General features: G+C 67.8%; 16 protein-coding genes and 1 tRNA gene. 10 read left to right on the top strand and 7 right to left on the bottom strand.

Annotated features, from left to right (window positions below; genetic code table 11):
* Position 1 precedes the first annotated feature (1 nt).
* On the top strand, positions 2 to 712 hold the full coding sequence (locus tag HRV97_RS04175) for an SDR family NAD(P)-dependent oxidoreductase (RefSeq protein WP_174192380.1): 711 nt from the start codon (positions 2 to 4) through the stop codon (positions 710 to 712).
* A 117-nt stretch (positions 713 to 829) separates the two neighbouring features.
* Here HRV97_RS04175 and HRV97_RS04170 read toward each other — a convergent pair whose 3' ends face one another.
* Genes HRV97_RS04170 through HRV97_RS04160 form a run of 3 tightly spaced genes read right to left on the bottom strand, consistent with a single transcriptional unit; the run spans position 830 to position 4,365 of the window.
* The gene (locus HRV97_RS04170) at positions 830 to 2,053 is read right to left on the bottom strand and encodes an SAM-dependent methyltransferase (protein WP_174192379.1); all 1,224 of its coding nucleotides are present in this window, start codon (positions 2,051 to 2,053) and stop codon (positions 830 to 832) included.
* A 12-nt stretch (positions 2,054 to 2,065) separates the two neighbouring features.
* Positions 2,066 to 3,418 carry an FAD-binding domain-containing protein gene (locus HRV97_RS04165; RefSeq protein ID WP_174192378.1) on the bottom strand — a complete coding sequence of 451 codons (1,353 nt, stop codon included), beginning with the start codon at positions 3,416 to 3,418 and terminating at the stop codon, positions 2,066 to 2,068.
* A complete protein-coding gene (locus HRV97_RS04160; protein WP_174192377.1) occupies positions 3,415 to 4,365 on the bottom strand; it encodes a histone deacetylase family protein in 951 nt (316 codons plus the stop codon). Before HRV97_RS04160 ends, HRV97_RS04165 begins: the two co-directional genes overlap by 4 nt.
* A gap of 60 nt (positions 4,366 to 4,425) precedes the next feature.
* Here HRV97_RS04160 and HRV97_RS04155 point away from each other — a divergent pair, with 60 nt between their 5' ends.
* The 7 genes from HRV97_RS04155 (at position 4,426) to HRV97_RS04125 (ending at position 10,813) form a co-directional block, all read left to right on the top strand.
* Entirely contained in the window at positions 4,426 to 5,436 is a 1,011-nt protein-coding gene (locus HRV97_RS04155; RefSeq protein ID WP_174192376.1) for an alpha/beta hydrolase fold domain-containing protein, read from the top strand.
* 64 nt (positions 5,437 to 5,500) lie between these two features.
* Positions 5,501 to 5,980, top strand: coding sequence for an RNA pyrophosphohydrolase (locus HRV97_RS04150; protein WP_174192375.1), 480 nt, complete (start codon positions 5,501 to 5,503; stop codon positions 5,978 to 5,980).
* Between the two features lie 72 nt (positions 5,981 to 6,052).
* Positions 6,053 to 6,943 carry a DUF481 domain-containing protein gene (locus HRV97_RS04145; protein ID WP_174192374.1) on the top strand — a complete coding sequence of 297 codons (891 nt, stop codon included), beginning with the start codon at positions 6,053 to 6,055 and terminating at the stop codon, positions 6,941 to 6,943.
* Positions 6,944 to 7,055: 112 nt separating this feature from the next.
* Entirely contained in the window at positions 7,056 to 8,261 is a 1,206-nt protein-coding gene (locus HRV97_RS04140; RefSeq protein ID WP_174192373.1) for a hydrolase, read from the top strand.
* Complete coding sequence (locus tag HRV97_RS04135) at positions 8,258 to 9,274, top strand: arginine N-succinyltransferase (RefSeq protein ID WP_174192372.1); 1,017 nt, start codon at positions 8,258 to 8,260, stop codon at positions 9,272 to 9,274. Before HRV97_RS04140 ends, HRV97_RS04135 begins: the two co-directional genes overlap by 4 nt.
* Position 9,275: 1 nt before the next feature.
* Positions 9,276 to 10,529: an N-succinylarginine dihydrolase gene (locus HRV97_RS04130; protein ID WP_174192371.1), complete on the top strand. Its 1,254-nt coding sequence runs from the start codon at positions 9,276 to 9,278 to the stop codon at positions 10,527 to 10,529.
* Positions 10,530 to 10,594: 65 nt separating this feature from the next.
* Positions 10,595 to 10,813 carry a hypothetical protein gene (locus HRV97_RS04125; RefSeq protein ID WP_174192730.1) on the top strand — a complete coding sequence of 73 codons (219 nt, stop codon included), beginning with the start codon at positions 10,595 to 10,597 and terminating at the stop codon, positions 10,811 to 10,813.
* Positions 10,814 to 10,924: 111 nt separating this feature from the next.
* Here HRV97_RS04125 and HRV97_RS04120 read toward each other — a convergent pair.
* Positions 10,925 to 11,001 (bottom strand) — tRNA-Arg (locus HRV97_RS04120).
* 84 nt (positions 11,002 to 11,085) lie between these two features.
* Here HRV97_RS04120 and HRV97_RS04115 point away from each other — a divergent pair.
* Positions 11,086 to 11,613 carry a hypothetical protein gene (locus HRV97_RS04115; RefSeq protein WP_174192370.1) on the top strand — a complete coding sequence of 176 codons (528 nt, stop codon included), beginning with the start codon at positions 11,086 to 11,088 and terminating at the stop codon, positions 11,611 to 11,613.
* Between the two features lie 6 nt (positions 11,614 to 11,619).
* On the opposite strand, the gene HRV97_RS04110 is transcribed toward HRV97_RS04115, so the two are convergent.
* From HRV97_RS04110 to hemB, 3 genes are all read right to left on the bottom strand, one after another.
* Positions 11,620 to 13,833: a hypothetical protein gene (locus HRV97_RS04110; protein ID WP_174192369.1), complete on the bottom strand. Its 2,214-nt coding sequence runs from the start codon at positions 13,831 to 13,833 to the stop codon at positions 11,620 to 11,622.
* Positions 13,834 to 13,921: 88 nt separating this feature from the next.
* The gene (locus tag HRV97_RS04105) at positions 13,922 to 14,446 is read right to left on the bottom strand and encodes a GNAT family N-acetyltransferase (RefSeq protein ID WP_174192368.1); all 525 of its coding nucleotides are present in this window, start codon (positions 14,444 to 14,446) and stop codon (positions 13,922 to 13,924) included.
* A 42-nt stretch (positions 14,447 to 14,488) separates the two neighbouring features.
* A complete protein-coding gene (gene hemB / locus HRV97_RS04100) occupies positions 14,489 to 15,481 on the bottom strand; it encodes a porphobilinogen synthase (RefSeq protein ID WP_174192367.1) in 993 nt (330 codons plus the stop codon).
* Between the two features lie 74 nt (positions 15,482 to 15,555).
* Between hemB and HRV97_RS04095 the strand changes: the two genes are divergently transcribed.
* The gene (locus HRV97_RS04095; protein ID WP_246248502.1) at positions 15,556 to 16,464 is read left to right on the top strand and encodes a diacylglycerol/lipid kinase family protein; all 909 of its coding nucleotides are present in this window, start codon (positions 15,556 to 15,558) and stop codon (positions 16,462 to 16,464) included.
* The last annotated feature ends 6 nt before the right edge of the window (positions 16,465 to 16,470 follow it).

Here is a 16,470-nt window from a genome sequence, read left to right as displayed (position 1 = left end):
TTTGACCAAAGGTTTGGAAGGCAAGCTCGCGCTGGTCACGGGTGCCAGCCGCGGGATCGGTGCGGCGACCGCGATCGCACTGGCGGCAGAAGGCGCGCACGTCGTCATCACCGCGCGCACCGCGAAGGATCTGGAAGGCGTCGAGGAGCGGATCTTCGAGGCTGGCGGGTCGGCGACGATCGCGCCGCTCGATCTGACGCAGACCGACTCGATCGCGCGTCTGGCGACCGCGGTGGCGGACCGGTGGGACGCACTCGACGTCATGGTGCTAAACGCCGGGATGCTCGGTACGCTGTCCGCGGTGCCCGCGATTGACGCGAAGGAGTTGGCGCAGGTGCTGACGCTCAACGTCTCGGCGCAGGTGGCGATGATCCAGGCGTTCGACCCGCTGCTGCGCCGGTCGGACGGCGCGCGGGTGATCGGTGTCACCTCGTCGGTGGGTGCGAAGCCGCGGGCGTATTGGGGGGCGTACGGTGCGTCGAAGGCGGCGTTCGACACCCTGCTCGGCGCTTACGGCGACGAGATGGCGGAGGTCAGCCGCGTGCGGACCGCGATCCTCGATCCGGGCGCGACGCGGACCAAGATGCGCGCGCGTGCCTATCCGGGCGAGGACCCGGCCTCGGTCAAGCCGCCCGAGACGGTCGCCGCGGCGATCGTGCGGCTGGCAATCGATGGGTTTCCGGCCGGGCACCGGGAGCGTGTCGAGGGGTGAAACTTCACTTCAATTACTCGTCTCCCCGGACTTGATCCGGGGTCCCGCTTCTCGGCAAGGTCAGAAAGCGGGATGCCGGATCAAGTCCGGGATGACGTAAATAGAGAACCTTTCGCGCTAGCGTTTGATCAACGTGACCTGCGCGACGTCGATGCCGCCGCCGCGAAAACCACCCTCGCAATACATCAGGTAGAAGCGCCACAGCCGCTGGAAGCGCGTGTCGAAGCGCGGCGGCAGGCGGCCCTCGCGCGCGGCCGCGTCGAAGCAATCGCGCCAGCGCCGCAGCGTCTCGGCATAGTCGAGCCCGAATGCGTGCTGGTCGCGCCATTCGAGCCCGTTCGCCTCGGCGATGCGGCGGAAGCGCGACTCGGATAGCAGCAAACCGCCGGGAAACACGTAGCGCTGGATGAAGTCGACGCTGCCGGCATAGGCCTCGAACACGTCGTCGGCGATCGAGATATATTGGATCGCCGCGCGACCGCCGGGTTTAAGGACGCGCGCGATCGTCAGGAGGTAGGCGGGCCAATATTCCTGGCCCACGGCCTCTACCATCTCGATGCTCGCGACCGCGTCGTAGGTGCCGGTCACGTCGCGATAGTCGGTCAGCGACACGGTGACTCCCGGTAGCGCGCGCGCGGCGACATGGTCGCGCTGCTCGGTCGAGAGCGTAAGCGCGTGGACCTGCACGCCCGCCGCCGCCGCCGTGGCGGCGAACGAGCCCCAGCCGCAGCCGATCTCCAACACGTGGTCGCCGGCCCGGGCGCCTGTGCGCGCGAGCACGGCGTCGAGCTTGCGCTGCTGCGCGGTGGCGAGCGGTTCCTCGGCATGTGCGAACATCGCCGACGAATAGGTCAGCGTCTCGTCGAGCCACTCGCGGTAGAAATCGTTGCCGAGGTCGTAATGCGCGGCGATGTTGCGCCGCGCGCCGCGGCGATCGTTGCGGCGGAATGCGTGGACGACGCGGGCGGCGAGTTTCGCGCCGCGTTTCGCGCGCGCGGTGTCGCCGAGCGCGACGCGGTTGCGCATGAACAGATCAAAGATCGGAACGAGATCGGGGCTCGACCAGTCGCCCGCTTCCCAGCCCTCGTACCAGCCGATCGAGCCGGCCGAGACGAGCCGCCACAAGGCGCGCCAGCGGTGCACGGCGACGATCGCGACGGGTCCGTCCTGCCGACCGCCGAGCAGCCGGTGCGTGCCGTCGGGCAGCGTCGCCTCGATCGCGCCTTCGACCAGGCCGGCATCGACGCGGTCGAGGATGCGGTGGAAGACGGGCGCGGTCAGCCCGGAGAAGCGGGTCGGGCGGGAAGGCTGGCGAGCCAGAGAGCGAACTGGAGCGTCCATGGGACGCGGCGGTTATCGCAACCGGGCCGCCGCCGCCAGCGCGCGTTCGCGAGCCTCGCGATGTCCGATGATCTTGGACGGGTAGGCGTCTGGCTTGCACCCCGCTGCCTCGGGATCGTGGATCGTAGGGTCGGGCACGTCGGCGAGCTCGGGTACCCAGCGGCGGATGTAGTCGCCTGCGTTGAACTTCTCCGATTGTGTCAGCGGCGCCATGATGCGCGAGAACATGTTGGCGTCGATGCCGGTGCCCGCGACCCACTGCCAATTGACCGAATTGTTGCCGTAATCGGCATCGACCAGACAGTCCCAGAACCAGCGCTCACCCTCGCGCCAGTCGATCAGCAAATGCTTAATGAGGAAGCTGGCGGTGATCATGCGCAAGCGGTTGTGCATCCACCCGCTGGTCCAGAGTTGGCGCATGCCCGCGTCGACGATCGGGTAGCCGGTGCGTCCGCGCTGCCACGCGCGCAGGTCAGCCTTCGCCTCCTTGCCGGTACGCCACTCGAGTGCGTCGTATTTGGGTCGACCGTTCTTGTCGCCATAGTCGGGCAACGCGAGCGTCACGCCGCTGGTGAAGTCGCGCCAGGCGAGCTCCTTCTGGTATTTGACCGCGTCCTCACCGGTGCCGACCTTGTGCCACAGCGCACGGACCGAGATCTCGCCGAAGTGGAGGTGCGGGGACAGGAGGGAGGTGCCCTCCTCAGCGGGCAGGTTGCGCATCTGCTCGTAGCGGTCGACGCGTTTGCCGAAAGCGACCGCCTTTTTCTGCGCGTCGGCCTCGCCGGGTTCGCCGTCGAAGTCGACCGACCAATCAGGCTTGGTCGGTAGCAGGTCGAGGCTGGCGAGCGTTTCCGACGGCGGCCAATTCTTGGGCGCGGGAATGGTCTTGGGCGCCGGGTGCGGCTTCTCGGGCGGAAGATGTTCCTGCAACGCCTTCCAGAATGACGAGTAGATGCGGAACGGCGCACCACTGCCCGTCTTCACATCCTCGACATGGACGAGGTGATTGCCGTCGTGGAGGTGGAGGCGATCGCCCAGCGCCTGCTCGACCTTTCGCCACCATGGTTCGAAATGGTGCAGCGCGTGGATGCGATCGGCTCCGCTTTCTTCCAGCACATCGCGCAGCACCTTCTCTGACGCGCCGCGGCGCAGGATCAGGCGGCTGCCGTGCGCGCGCAGGCTCTCGTCGAGCGAGGCGAGACTGCCGTGCAGCCACCAGCGCTGTGCACCGCCGATCCGCCAATCACCGGGTGTCTCGTCGTCGAGGATGTAGAGCGGGACCACATCATCGTCGGCGATCGCGGCGAGCAGCGCCGGTTGATCGTGGAGGCGAAGGTCTTGGCGGAACCACAGGATGCTCGTCACTCGGCGACTACGCTGGCTCCGCCATTCTGTTCCGCTGCCGCAACGTACGATCCGGTCAGCATCTCGCCGAGCGTCAAGATGACGCGAACGTGGCGCGCGGCGATCGCCATGATGTCGTCGCCGTAGCCGCCGCCAACCGTGCAGGCGAGCGGGAGTGCGCGGGCGGTCGCAAGCCGCGCGACCAATCGCTCGCGCTGGACCAGCCCGTCCTCGCTCAATGCCAGCCGACCGAGTCGGTCGCCCGCGAACGGGTCGACGCCACCCTGGTAGAGGATCAGGTCCGGGCGATGCGCGTCGAGGAAGCTCGACAGGGTGCGCTCGAGCGTCTCGAGATACTCGTCGTCGCCCACCCCATCGGCGAGCGCGACGTCGAGCGTCGACTGCGCCTTGCGCGCGGGGAAGTTCTTCGCCGCGTGAATCGAGTAGGTCGCGATCTGCGGATGACCCGCGCACAGCGCGGCGGTGCCGTCGCCCTGGTGAACGTCGCAGTCGACGATCGCGACGCGCTCCACCCTGCCCTCCTCGACCAGCCGGTGCGCGGCGATCGCGAGGTCGTTGAACACGCAGTAACCCGCGCCCGTGTCGGACAGTGCGTGATGGCTGCCGCCGGCCGTGTTGGCGGCGAACCCGCGATCGAGCGCGAGCAATGCGGCTAAATAGGTGCCGCCCGGCACCACTGCGGCGCGGCGCGCGACCAGCGGCGTGATCGGAAAGCCGGTGCGCCGCTCCTTCTCGCGGGGCACCTGCGCGGATAGCACCTGCGCGACGTAATCGGGGTCGTGCACCGCTTCCAGCCACGCCTGCGGCATGGCGGCAGGCTCGTGCCAGTCGATGCGACCGCCTTCGGCGCGCAGCAGGTCGCGAATCGCGCCATTCTTGCCCCAGCGATAGGTGCTGCGCGCGGGCGCTTCGGTGACGTAATCGGGATGGTGGACGACCGCGATCATGCGGCTAAGATAGGTTGCAAAGAACGACGCGCCACATGCGCGGCACACAGGAGAGCGTACGTGACCGACACGACCATCGATCGTCCTGCCCCGACCAAGAGCGACCCGTTCGTCCGCCCGGACGTGCGCAACTTTCTCGATTACCTGAACAGCATTCCCGGGCCCAAGATGCACCAGCAGACCCCGACGGAAGCGCGCGCGGTGTTCTACGCGATGAAGGATATCGCCGATCCGCCGGTGGGCGTGCTGGCGACGATCAAGGATCTGACGATCCCGGTCGAGGGCGGCAGCATCGCCGCACGGTTGTTCGACCCGCGCGAGACACGCGAGCCCGGCCCCGTGGTGGTGTTCTTTCACGGCGGCGGCTTCGTGATCGGCAACATCGACACGCATGCGAGCTTCACCGCCGAGATGGCGCGGCAGCTCGACCTGCCGGTCGTCTCGGTCGATTACCGGCTCGCGCCCGAAGCGAAATGGCCCGCGGCACCCGACGATTGCGAGGCGGCAGCGCGCTGGGTCGCGTCCAATCCCGCGGAGCTCGGGCGTACTGCGACCGCGCTGGTGCTGTCGGGCGACAGCGCGGGCGGCACGCTGACCATCACCACCGCGATCGCGCTGCGCGATGAGCCGGCGGCGGTGCCGGTGATCGTGCAGGCGCCGATCTATCCGGCGGCGGACATGATGAAGGAATATCCTTCCTTCAACGACTTCGCCGACGGATTTCTGCTGACGCGCGAAGGCATGATGTGGTTCGGCGAGCATTACGCACCCGATCCTGAGCACGTGAAGGCGTCACCGATGGCCGGATCGCTCGCCGGCTTGCCACCCGCGGTGATCGTTACCGCCAGTCTGGATCCGATCCGCGACCAAGGCCGCGCTTATGCCGCTGCGCTGATCCAGGCGGGCGTGCCCGTCACCTTTCGCGAGGCGCGCGGCAACATCCACGGCTTCATCACGCTGCGGCAGGCCGTGCCGTCGAGCGCGGGGGACGTCGCGGCTTACCTGACGGCGGTGAAGGGCGCGATCGTCGAAGCGGAGGGTCAGCGCGTCATGGCACAGGCCGCGGGCTGACGATTGCGGTCAAGGCGCGCGCTAACGGTGGAGTCGGCGCGCGCCGGCTGGTAGGGAAGCGGGTATGACCGATCCTGCCTCGCTTCCCTATCGACCCTGCGCGGGCGTCATGCTGATCAACCGCGATGGTCGCGTGTTCGTCGGGCAACGGATCGATAACACGCTGGAAGCATGGCAGATGCCGCAGGGCGGGATCGATCCGGGGGAGGATGCGCGAACCGCGGCTGTTCGCGAACTGGGCGAGGAAACCGGTATAACTGCCGACAAGGTAACGCTGATTGCCGAGGCGCCCGATGAGCTACTCTACGATCTGCCCCCTGAGCTGATCGGCAAGGTGTGGAAGGGCAAATACCGGGGGCAACGGCAGCGCTGGTTCCTGTTCCGCTTCGAGGGCGAGGACAGCGACATCCGCATCGACACCGCGCACCCTGAGTTCCGCGCGTGGCGCTGGGCGGAGCCCGCCGATCTGCCGCGGCTGATCGTGCCATTTAAGCGCGCGCTGTACGAGGACGTGCTCACCGCCTTCGCGGATCATCTGAACTGACGGGCGTCTCGTCGTCATCCGCTCGCCCGCGCGTTCAAGCGTGATCCATTCTCGCCTAAGACGGTGTCGCCGATGATCGCCGTGTTGCTCCTATCCGCCATTGCCGCCGACAGCACGCCCGACGCGATGGCGATCCCGCAGACGATCCGCGCGATGCTCGACGCGGCAATGGCGTCGGGTGACGAGAACGCGGTCAACACGATCGTCAAATACGCGCGCGTCGCCGACCCGGCGTCAGGCGACGCCTCGTTGCAGCTCGCGAGCGAGTGGAAGAACGCACGCGCGCGCGAACGCAACGAGCGATTGCGCGAAGCAAGCGCGTTCGAACTGTGGACCGGCCGGATCGAGGCCGGCGGCTTCGCCTCCACCGGCAACACGCAGGTGACCGGCATCACCGGCGCGGCCAATCTCCAGCGCGAAAGCCTGAACTGGCGGCACAAGTTGCGGCTGCAGGCGGATTACCAGCGCAACGCCGGTGTCACCAGCCGCGAGCATTATCTCGCCGCCTATGAGCCGAACTGGAAGGTGGACGATCGCCTCTACCTGTACGGCAGCGCGCAGTTCGAGGCGGATCGCTTCTTCGGCTATTACGAGCGCTACTCGGCCTCGACCGGTGCCGGCTATAATGCGCTGCGCTCACCGCAACTGACGCTCGACGTCGAGCTCGGGCCGGCGTTTCGTTACACCAGCTTTACCGACGGCCGGTTGCAGAGCAGCCCGGCCGCGCGCGGCAGCGTCGATCTCAATCTTCGCCTATCGACCGGCGTCACCGTCAAGCAGAACGCGTCCGCCTACGCCGAGCGGTTCAACAGCACGGTGAGCAGCAACACGGCGCTGTCCGCGAAGCTGATCGGGCCGTTGTCGGCGCAGGTCTCCTACACCGTGCAATATGAGAGCAGCCCGCCCGAGGGGCGCGTCTCAACCGACACGACCAGCCGCGCGTCGTTGGTCTACAGCTTCTGATAGATCGCTATGACCGGCGGCAAGCTGTTGTCCTGACGCGTGTCCCTGTCGGTTCGCACCGCTTAGGCCGAAAAGGTCGCATTTGTAACTTGATCGCGCTACGCTGCCGTTCGTGACGGAGCGGCAACATACAGATCAGGCACTGATCGCGCGCATCGATCCGGCGGCGCTGCTCGAGAGGACGCGAAGCTGGAGCGCGATCAACAGTGGCACGCATAACCTCCACGGGCTCACGCACATGGCCGCGCTGCTGGCGGACGCGTTCGCAGTCCTGCCGGGCGAACTGTCGCTGGTGGACGGCGACGCGGCGGAGAGCGTCGGTGCCGACGGCGCGATCACGCGGCTGGAGCACGGCCGACACTTGCGGCTGGTGGTACGCCCCGATGCGCCGGTACAAATGCTGTTCACCGGTCACATGGACACGGTCTATCCGGTCGACCATCCGTTTCAGACGCTCGCGTGGCGCGACGCCAACACGCTCAACGGACCCGGCGTCGCTGACATGAAGGGTGGGCTGTCGGTGCTGCTGGAAGCGCTGCGGATCATTGAGGCGGCGGGCACGCCCTCGCTCGGCTATGAGGTGCTGATCAACTCGGACGAGGAAACCGGCTCCTTCTCCTCGGCGCGGCTGATCGCCGAGGCGGCATGTGGCAAGTGCGCCGCGCTTACCTACGAGCCCGCGCTGGCCGACGGCACGCTGGCGGGCGCGCGCGGCGGCACGGGCAACTTCTCGGTCGTGGTGCGCGGTCGCGCAGCGCACGCGGGCCGCAATCCGCAGGACGGCCGTAATGCGATCGTTGCCGCGAGCGACGTCGCGCTTCGTTTGTTCGAGGCACGCTCGCCCGCGCTGGCGGTTAATCCGGCGCGGATCGACGGCGGCGGCCCCAACAATGTCGTACCCGACACGGCGGTCCTGCGCGTCAACTTCCGGCCCGGCGACACGGGCGAGATCGAGCGTGCCCGCACGCTGATCGGCGCGACGACCCGCGCGGTGGCCGAGCGACACGACGTCAGCGTGGAGGTGCACGGCGGCTTCAATCGTCCGCCGAAGCCGATCGACGCGGGCGCGGCGCGGCTGTTCGCGCTGGTCAAGGACGCCGGGTCGGCGATGAGTCTCGACGTCGCGTGGCGCGACACCGGCGGCGTGTGCGACGGCAACAACATCGCCGCGGCGGGCGTGCCGGTGGTTGACACGATGGGCGTGCGCGGCGGCGCGATCCACTCGACCGACGAATATCTGCTGGTCGACAGCCTGGCCGAGCGGGCCGCGCTGTCCGCGCTGACCATGTCACGCATCGCCGAAGGAGCGCTTTCTTGACGTTCGTTGTCCGTGCCGCGACCGAGGCCGATCTGCCGCACCTCTACGAAATGGCCAAGCTGACCGGCGGCGGCTTCACCAACCTGCCTCCCGATCGCACCGCGCTGTCGGCCAAGCTCGCGCGCAGCCGCGAGGCGTTCGCGCGCGACGGCGGGCCGATGACCGACGAGTTGTTCGTTCTCGTGCTGGAGAACACCGCGACGCGCGAGGTGCGCGGCACGTGCCAGCTGTTCACGATGGTCGGGCAGCAGCACCCCTTCTACTCCTATCGCATCGGCACACTGACGCAGCACAGCCGCGAGCTCGACCGCACCTTTCGCGCCGAGATGCTGACGCTGACCACCGATCTCGAAGGGTCGAGCGAGGTCGGCGGGCTGTTCCTTCACCCCGGCGAGCGCGCCGGCGGGCTCGGCCTGCTGCTCGCGCGTGCGCGCTACCTGTTCATTCGCGCGCATCGCGCGCGCTTCGCGCCGCGTATTCTGGCGGAACTGCGCGGCATCATCGACGAGGCAGGCGGATCGCCGTTCTGGGACGGGCTGGCCGGACGGTTCTTCGGCATGAATTTTCAGGCGGCCGACGAGTTCAACGCGATCAACGGCCATCAATTCATTGCCGACCTGATGCCGAAACATCCCGTTTACACGGCGATGCTGTCGGACAGCGCGCGCGCCGCGATCGGCCTGCCGCACCCGAGCGGGCGCGCGGCGATGCGCATGTTGGAGAACGAAGGCTTCGCGTTCGAAAATTACGTCGACATCTTCGATGGTGGGCCGACGATGACGGCGCGGACCGACAACGTACGCAGCATCCGCGAGGCGCGCGAGTCGCGCGTGGTGGCGATCGATAGTGACGGCGGCGCACAGGCGCTGGTCGCCGCGGGCACGCTGGCCGACTTCCGCTGCGCCTACGGCGAGGTGCGCAGATGCGGTGACGGCGTGATCCTGAGCGGCGCCTGTACCGAGGCGCTCGGCATCGGCGAGGATGCCGCCGTCACCCATATCGCGCGGTGGTGAGATGATCACCGAGATCAACTTCGACGGCATCATCGGCCCGACGCACAATTACGCGGGGCTGAGCCCGGGCAATCTCGCCGCCACGCACAATGCGGGCGCGATCGCGCGCCCGCGCGCGGCGGCGCTTCAGGGCATTGCCAAGATGCGCGCCAATCTCGCGCTCGGGCTGACCCAAGGCGTGCTGCTGCCGCACCCGCGGCCCGACCATGAATGGCTGGCGCGCTTGCACACCGACTATCCGTCCGCGGCGCCGCACCTTCAGGCACGCGCGCTGTCGGCGTCGGCGATGTGGGCGGCCAATGCGGCAACCGTCTCACCCGCGCCTGACTGCGACGATGCGCGCTGCCACCTGAGCGTCGCCAATCTGGTGACCATGCCGCATCGCAGCCACGAGTGGCCGAACACGCTCGCGCAACTCCGCCTCGCCTTCGCGCACGATGGTTTTCGCGTCCACGCGCCCGTGCCCGCACCCTTCGGCGACGAGGGTGCCGCCAACCACATGCGGCTGTGCGCGGGCCATGATGCGCCGGGTGTCGAGATCTTCGTCTACGGCGAGGCGGGCGGCCGCTTCCCCGCGCGCCAGCACGTCGAGGCGAGCCGGGCGATCGCGCGCGCCCACCGGCTCGATCCCGCGCGTACCTTGTTCGTGGAGCAGTCACCCGAGGCGATCGCCGCCGGCGCGTTCCACAACGACGTCGTCGCGGTCGCCAACGAGCGCACCTTGTTCGCGCATGAACAGGCCTTCGCCGATCGCGACACCTTCTACGCGAGGCTTCGGACGATCATGCCCGAGGTCGAGATCGTCGAGGTGCCGGCGGCCGAGGTGAGCCTGGCTGACGCGATCGGCTCCTACCTGTTCAACGCGCAACTGGTGAGCACGCCGGCGCGCGGGCAGACGCTGATCGTCCCCCAGGAGGTACGCGACTGTCCGGCCGCATGGGCCTGGGTCGAGCGCCACGTCGCCGGCAACGGTCCGATTCGCGCGGTGGAGGTGGTCGACGTTCGCGAATCGATGGCGAACGGCGGCGGTCCGGCGTGCCTGCGGCTGCGCGTCGCCTGCGATCCGGCTACGATCGACCCGCGTTTCCTAGTTGACGATCGCCAGCTCGACCGCATCGCCGCCGTCGTGCGCGCGCAGTGGCCCGAGGAGATCGCACCCGATCACATCGGACAGGCTACGCTGGTCGCGCATGTCGAGCAGGCGCGTCATGCCCTGCTGCACACACTCGACCTTGTCGAATTAACTGACAGGTAACCATCTACGGTAACGCCGAAATGGCGCAAATCCGCCGCTGGCGCGGAAAATGCGTAATGACGTGCATGTGGAGCCGCATCGCACGCCTGTTTGTCATCAAGACCAAGTTCGAGGCCTTCCTCGTCATTTACGGCCTGGGCACCGGCGCGGTGGAGCGCGGCATGCACTACCGCGCGCAATATCCCGGAGCGCAGGGCTGGGTGCTATTCGCCGCCTGCACGGTGGCGGTGTTCATGGCGGGCGCGAAGATCATCGAAGCGGTGGAGCATAGCGCGACCAACTGAGCCGATCGCACGATTCACGAACACCGGACACGAAAAAGCCAGGTCATTGCTGACCCGGCTTCGTCCACCCCGCGGATGGTTTGTCCAACCTACTTTCCCCTGTGAGGAAAGTGGTGCGCCCGGAACGATTCGAACGTCCGACCCTCAGATTCGTAGTCTGATGCTCTATCCAGCTGAGCTACGGGCGCCCTGTGGAGGCGCGCTGATACGAGGGCTTTTCGAACCGCGCAAGTGCGTTGCGCGATTTTGTTGGAGAATTTATCGCAGGCTTCATGTCGAGCCGCCTGCCATCCTCCTCGCCGCTGCTGATCGCGGCCCTGTTGACCGCCCCTCTGCTGACCGGCGCCTGCGCGGTGACGGAGGGGCCCTACCCGTCGCTCGCGCCGCGCCCGGCGGAGAAGCTGGGGTTCGCCGAGCCGCCCGCGCCGCCGCCGGTGGCGGTGGTCGCCGATCCGGCGCTCGACGCGCGGATCGCGGACAATGCGCGGGAGCGTGCCGCCGCTGTGCGCGGGTTCGACGCAGGTGCCGCGCGTGCCGACCGGCTGGTGCGCGCCGCACGGGGATCAAAGGCGGGCAGCGACCCGTGGCTGAATGCGCAGACCGCGATCGCAGAACTCGATGCCTTGCGCGCGCGGCACCAAGATGCGCTGGGCGTGCTGGAGGATGCGGCCGCGTCGCGCGCGCAGGCACTGCAGCCCGCTTATCCTTCGCTCGAAGCAGCGTTGGTCGAGGCGCGCGCCACCAGCGCGGCACAGACGCGCCGAATCGATGCGCTCGCCGGCTCGCTCGCGCCGGCCTGAGCCGCGTCAGAAGCGCAGCAGCGGCAAGATCGTCCCGTAATCGTCGGTCCAGGCGCGAAAGCCGGGCCGCGGACGGATGGTCGCCCAGGCGCCGCCGCGCTGCCGGATCGCGTCGAACACCGCCGGGTCGCGCGTCATCGCGATCCAGGCCGATTTGGATGCCTCATCCTCGAAGGCGTCGGGCGTGTAGTTGAGGATGGCGGCCTGCCAGCCACGCGCCCGCGCCGCCGCCGCGACCACCGGGATCAGGTTGAGGTAGCGATTGGAGATGTGCACCACGAGCGTTCCGCGCGACGAGAGCACACGACCGTAGGTGTTGAAGGCTTCGAGCGTCAGCAGATGCATCGGCACCGCGTCGGACGAGAAGGCATCGAGCGCCAGCACGTCGAGCGTGTCGGTACCCTGACGCTCCAGCGACAAACGCGCGTCGCCGATCACGATCGGCGCGCGTGGCGCACAGCGCGCGAGAAAGGTGAAATACGTGTCGCGCGCAACACCAACCATCGCCGGATCGATCTCGTAGAAGCGCCAGCGCTGCCCAGGTTGGCGATAGCAGGCGAGTGTTCCGGTGCCGAGCCCCACGACGCCGACCCGCGCCGCCGGACCGTATAGCGCCGGCGTCAGCGTCATGACGCGACCCACGCCCGATGCGGCGACGTAATAGGTAGTCGGCGTCCGCTCACGCGTCGGATTGCCCGCCAACTGGACGCCGTGGACGGTCGTGCCGTGGATCAGCATCCGACGCCGCGGCGCCTCCGCCAGCGTATAGACCCCGAAATAGCTGCGGACGCGCGCGCCGCTCTTGAGCGACAAGGTGAGCGCTTGCAGGCCGCCGAACAACGCGAGGCCGGAGGCGAGCACCATTATGTAGGGCAGCCGCGCTCCGATCGCGGCGATCCCGAGCAGGGCGATCGCGACGAAGGTCGGCAGCAGGTACGGATTCGCACGATCGGCCATGATCGGTTCGATCGCGAGCACGAACAACGACCCCAGAACGATCAGATAGATCACCAACGCGACCAGGCGGTATTTGGGCGTCAGCCACAATCGCGCGATCTGCTGTGCGAGAAAGGTCTGCGGCATCAATGCGCCTGTCGCCAGGATTAGGATCGGATACTCCCACGTCCAATCGAAGATCACCGGCGCCACCAGGCCGGCGAACACCCCGCCCAGCGCGCCACCGGCCGACATGGCAAGATAGAAGCTGGTGAGATGCGCCGGGGCCGGGCGCAAACGGTACAATCGCGTGTGCAGCGACACCGACGCGACGGACAGCACCATCAACGCGACCCCAACCGCGAGCAGCGCGGCGGAGGTGACGCCGCCCATCAGGATGGCGCCGAACACGACTATCGTCACCGGCGCGTAGCGCGTGATGGCGTCGGCGAGCATGCGATTGGCGGCGAACGCGACCGAGAAGCTCAGCAGGTAGAGCGCGAGCGGCAGCACCCACAGCAGCGGCATCGCGAGCAGGTCGGTGCTGATGAACGTGCTGGTCGCCAGCATCAGTCCGGAGGGAACGAGGCCGAGCACGACCCAGGTCAGCCACCGTTTGACGCCCGGCGACCTTCCAAAGTCGCGCGGCGCATGCTCGGCCACGACGACATCGGCCTGCACGCGCGCAGCGGGCAACAGGCGCACGCACAGTACGACCAAGCCAACCAGCACGACGTAGCCGGCACTCCACAGCCAGCGCTGATCGGTGACCGGCAGCAATGGCTCGACCAGCAGCGGAAAGGCGATCAACCCTGCGAAGCTGCCGACGTTCGACGCGGCGTAGAGGGCGTAGGGGTCCTCGCCCGGTCGCGCGAGCGCGAACCAGCGCTGCACCAGCGGCGCCTGCGCCGACACCGCGAAGAACAGCGGGCCGATCGAGATGGCGAACAGCCAGGGGACCCACAGTGCCGGCTCGGCCCCGGCGGGCAGCACGCGGTCGTTGAGGCCGATCGGCAGAAACACGGCGGCAACGAGCAGAACGGCCAGGTGCACGCCGCTCTGCACGCGCGGCGTCAACCGACCCAACAGGTGCGCGTAGCCGTAACCACCCAGCAGCAGCGCCTGATACATCAGCATCGCCGAGTTCCACACCGCCGGCGCACCACCGAGCCGCGGCAGTGCGATCCGCGCGATCATCGGCTGCACCAGGAACAACAGGAACGAGCCCGTCAGGATCGTCGCGACGAACAGCCGGCGCGACGCGCGCGCAGCAGGAAGGGTCATGCGTGCCTCTCGGGGCCGAGCCGCGGCCTGATGTGATGATGGGCGTTAGTGCGGATTGGTAACCGGCAGCGCAATAGCGCGGACCGGGTCAGGGACGTGGCAGCGCGTAGGTGACCACGTCGGCGAGTGGATCGTCGACGGTGAATTGCGGATGGAGAAAGTCGAGGTCCGGCAGGTGGTACATGCCGAGCCGCTCCATCATCGCGCGGCTCTTGGCGTTGCGCCGCGCGGTGATTGCCACCACCCGCGCGGCGCGCGTATTCGCCCAGCCCCAAGCGAGCACCCCCCGCATCGCCTCCAACGCGAAACCCTGCCGCCAGGCGGTGCGCGCAATGATCCATCCGGCTTCGATCTCACCCGCGATCGGCGTGGCGGGCGCACCGGGCTTTAATCCACAAAAGCCGATCACGGCGTCGTCGCTGCGGCGCACCACCGCGTGGAAGCCAAGTCCGTCACCGTAGTTTGCGTGTCGCGCGAGCGTCGCGTCGCTGTCGGCCGCCGACTTGACCGAACCGAGGTCGGCCATCACCAGCGGATCGCTCCAGATCGCGTGGAGCGCAGCGCGGTCTGCGGTCGTCGGCGGACGCAGGATCAGTCGTTCCGTCTCGATCATGAACGCCTTCCTGCTGCCATCATCTGCCGCGCATGGGCACCGTTACCCCGCCAGCAACCGCGCGGCGTGGAGCGCGTGGTAGGTCAGCACGCCCGAACAGCCCGCTCGCTTGAACGCCAACAGCGTTTCCAGCGCCATCGCGTCGCGATCGGCCGCTCCGACCGCGACCGCCGCCTCGATCATCGCATACTCGCCCGACACCTGGTAAGCGAAGACGGGAACCGCGAACGCGTCCTTCACCTCACGCACGATGTCGAGGTACGGCAGGCCGGGCTTGACCATCACGCTGTCGGCGCCCTCCGCCAAGTCGAGCGCCACCTCGCGCAGCGCTTCTTCGCGGTTCGCCGGGTCCATCTGATAGGTTTTCTTGTCGCCCTTGAGCAGCCCACGACTGCCGACCGCGTCGCGGAACGGACCGTAGAAGGCCGAGGCGTATTTGGCGGCATAGGCCATGATCTGGACGTTGACATGCCCCTCCGCTTCCAGCGCGTCGCGGATCAGTCCGACGCGCCCGTCCATCATGTCCGACGGCGCGATGATGTCGGCGCCGGCCGCGGCCTGGTTGAGCGATTGGCCGATCAGCACCTCGATCGTGCGGTCGTTGAGCACGTATCCGGCATCGTCGACGATCCCGTCGTGACCGTGCGCGGTGTACGGATCGAGCGCGACGTCGGTCAGGATGCCGATGTCGGGCACCGCCTGCTTGATCGCGCGGATCGCGCGGCACATCAGATTGTCGGGGTTCAGCGCCTCCCCGCCGTCGTCGCTGCGGCGTTCGGGTTGCGTGTTGGGGAACAATGCCAGGCAAGCGATGCCGAGATCGCGTGCCTCGCGCGCGCGCTCTACGATCAGGTCGACCGACCAGCGCGAGACGCCGGGCAGCGTCGCGATCGGCTCCTCTACACTCTCCCCTTCGGTGACGAACAACGGCCAGATCAGGTCGGCCGGCGTGAGCACGTTCTCGGCATGGAGGCGGCGGCTCCAGGTGGAGGCGCGGGTGCGGCGAAGGCGGAGCGCGGGATAGGCAGCATGCATGAGCGCGCATGTCGGCCCTGCGCCTCGACCGTGCAAGTATTTGACCCGGACGGAGCGTTACGGCGGCGAAATCGATGGTCGAGCGTTCGAGCGGCATGACACACCCGCGCATCGCGTCCGCCGCCATGATCGTGAACGCCAAGTCGCGCCGCGGTCAGAAGTTGTTCGCGCAAGCGTGCACGTTCGTCGGCGACCTGCCCTTCCCGGTCGACGCGCACGCCGTGGACGATCCGAGCGAACTGGAGGCCACCGTGCGTCGCGCACTCGCCAAGAAACCGGACTTGGTCATCCTGGGCGGTGGCGATGGAACGATCAGCGGACTGGTCGATCTGTTGGTCGGCAAGGACGTCATCCTGGGCGTGCTGCCACTCGGCACCGCCAACAGCTTCTCGCGCTCGCTGGGTCTGCCGCTCGACATTGCCGGCGCGGTGCGCGTGCTGGCGGATGGTGAGCCGCGCCGGATCGACCTCGGCATGATCGACGGCGATTATTACGCCAATTGCGCGGCGATGGGCATTAGCCCGCAGATCGCCGAGAGCGTGCCGCACGTGCTGAAAAAGGTCGCCGGACGGGTCGGCTATCTCGGCTGGGCAGTGCTGCAATATTTCCGCTTCCACTCGTTTACGCTGATCGTCGGCGAGGGGAAGGACGCCGCACGGATCAAGGCGGTCGAGGTGCGCATCTCCAACGGTCCCTTTCACGGCGGCACTGAGGTGGTGGAGGGTGCCGAAGTCGATTCAGGCGAGATCGTGGTGCAAGCGGTAAAGGGTCCGTTCAAGCGCAATCTGGTGAAGAATTGGGCGGCCTCCTTCTTCCGCCACGACGCACGTCACGAACACACCGTGGCCTTCTCGGGCAAGAGCATGCGGCTCGACACGGTCCCGTCGGGCATGCCGATCTCGATCGACGGTGAGGTGCTGGCGCACACTCCGGTCACGGCGCATATCGCGGCGGGCGTGATCGAGGTGATGGTGCCGCGCTGACCCTTC

Source organism: Sphingomonas hominis, assembly GCF_013328205.1.
Classification (GTDB): Bacteria; Pseudomonadota; Alphaproteobacteria; order Sphingomonadales; family Sphingomonadaceae; genus Sphingomonas; species Sphingomonas hominis.
This window is presented reverse-complemented; position numbering and strand designations above follow the sequence as displayed.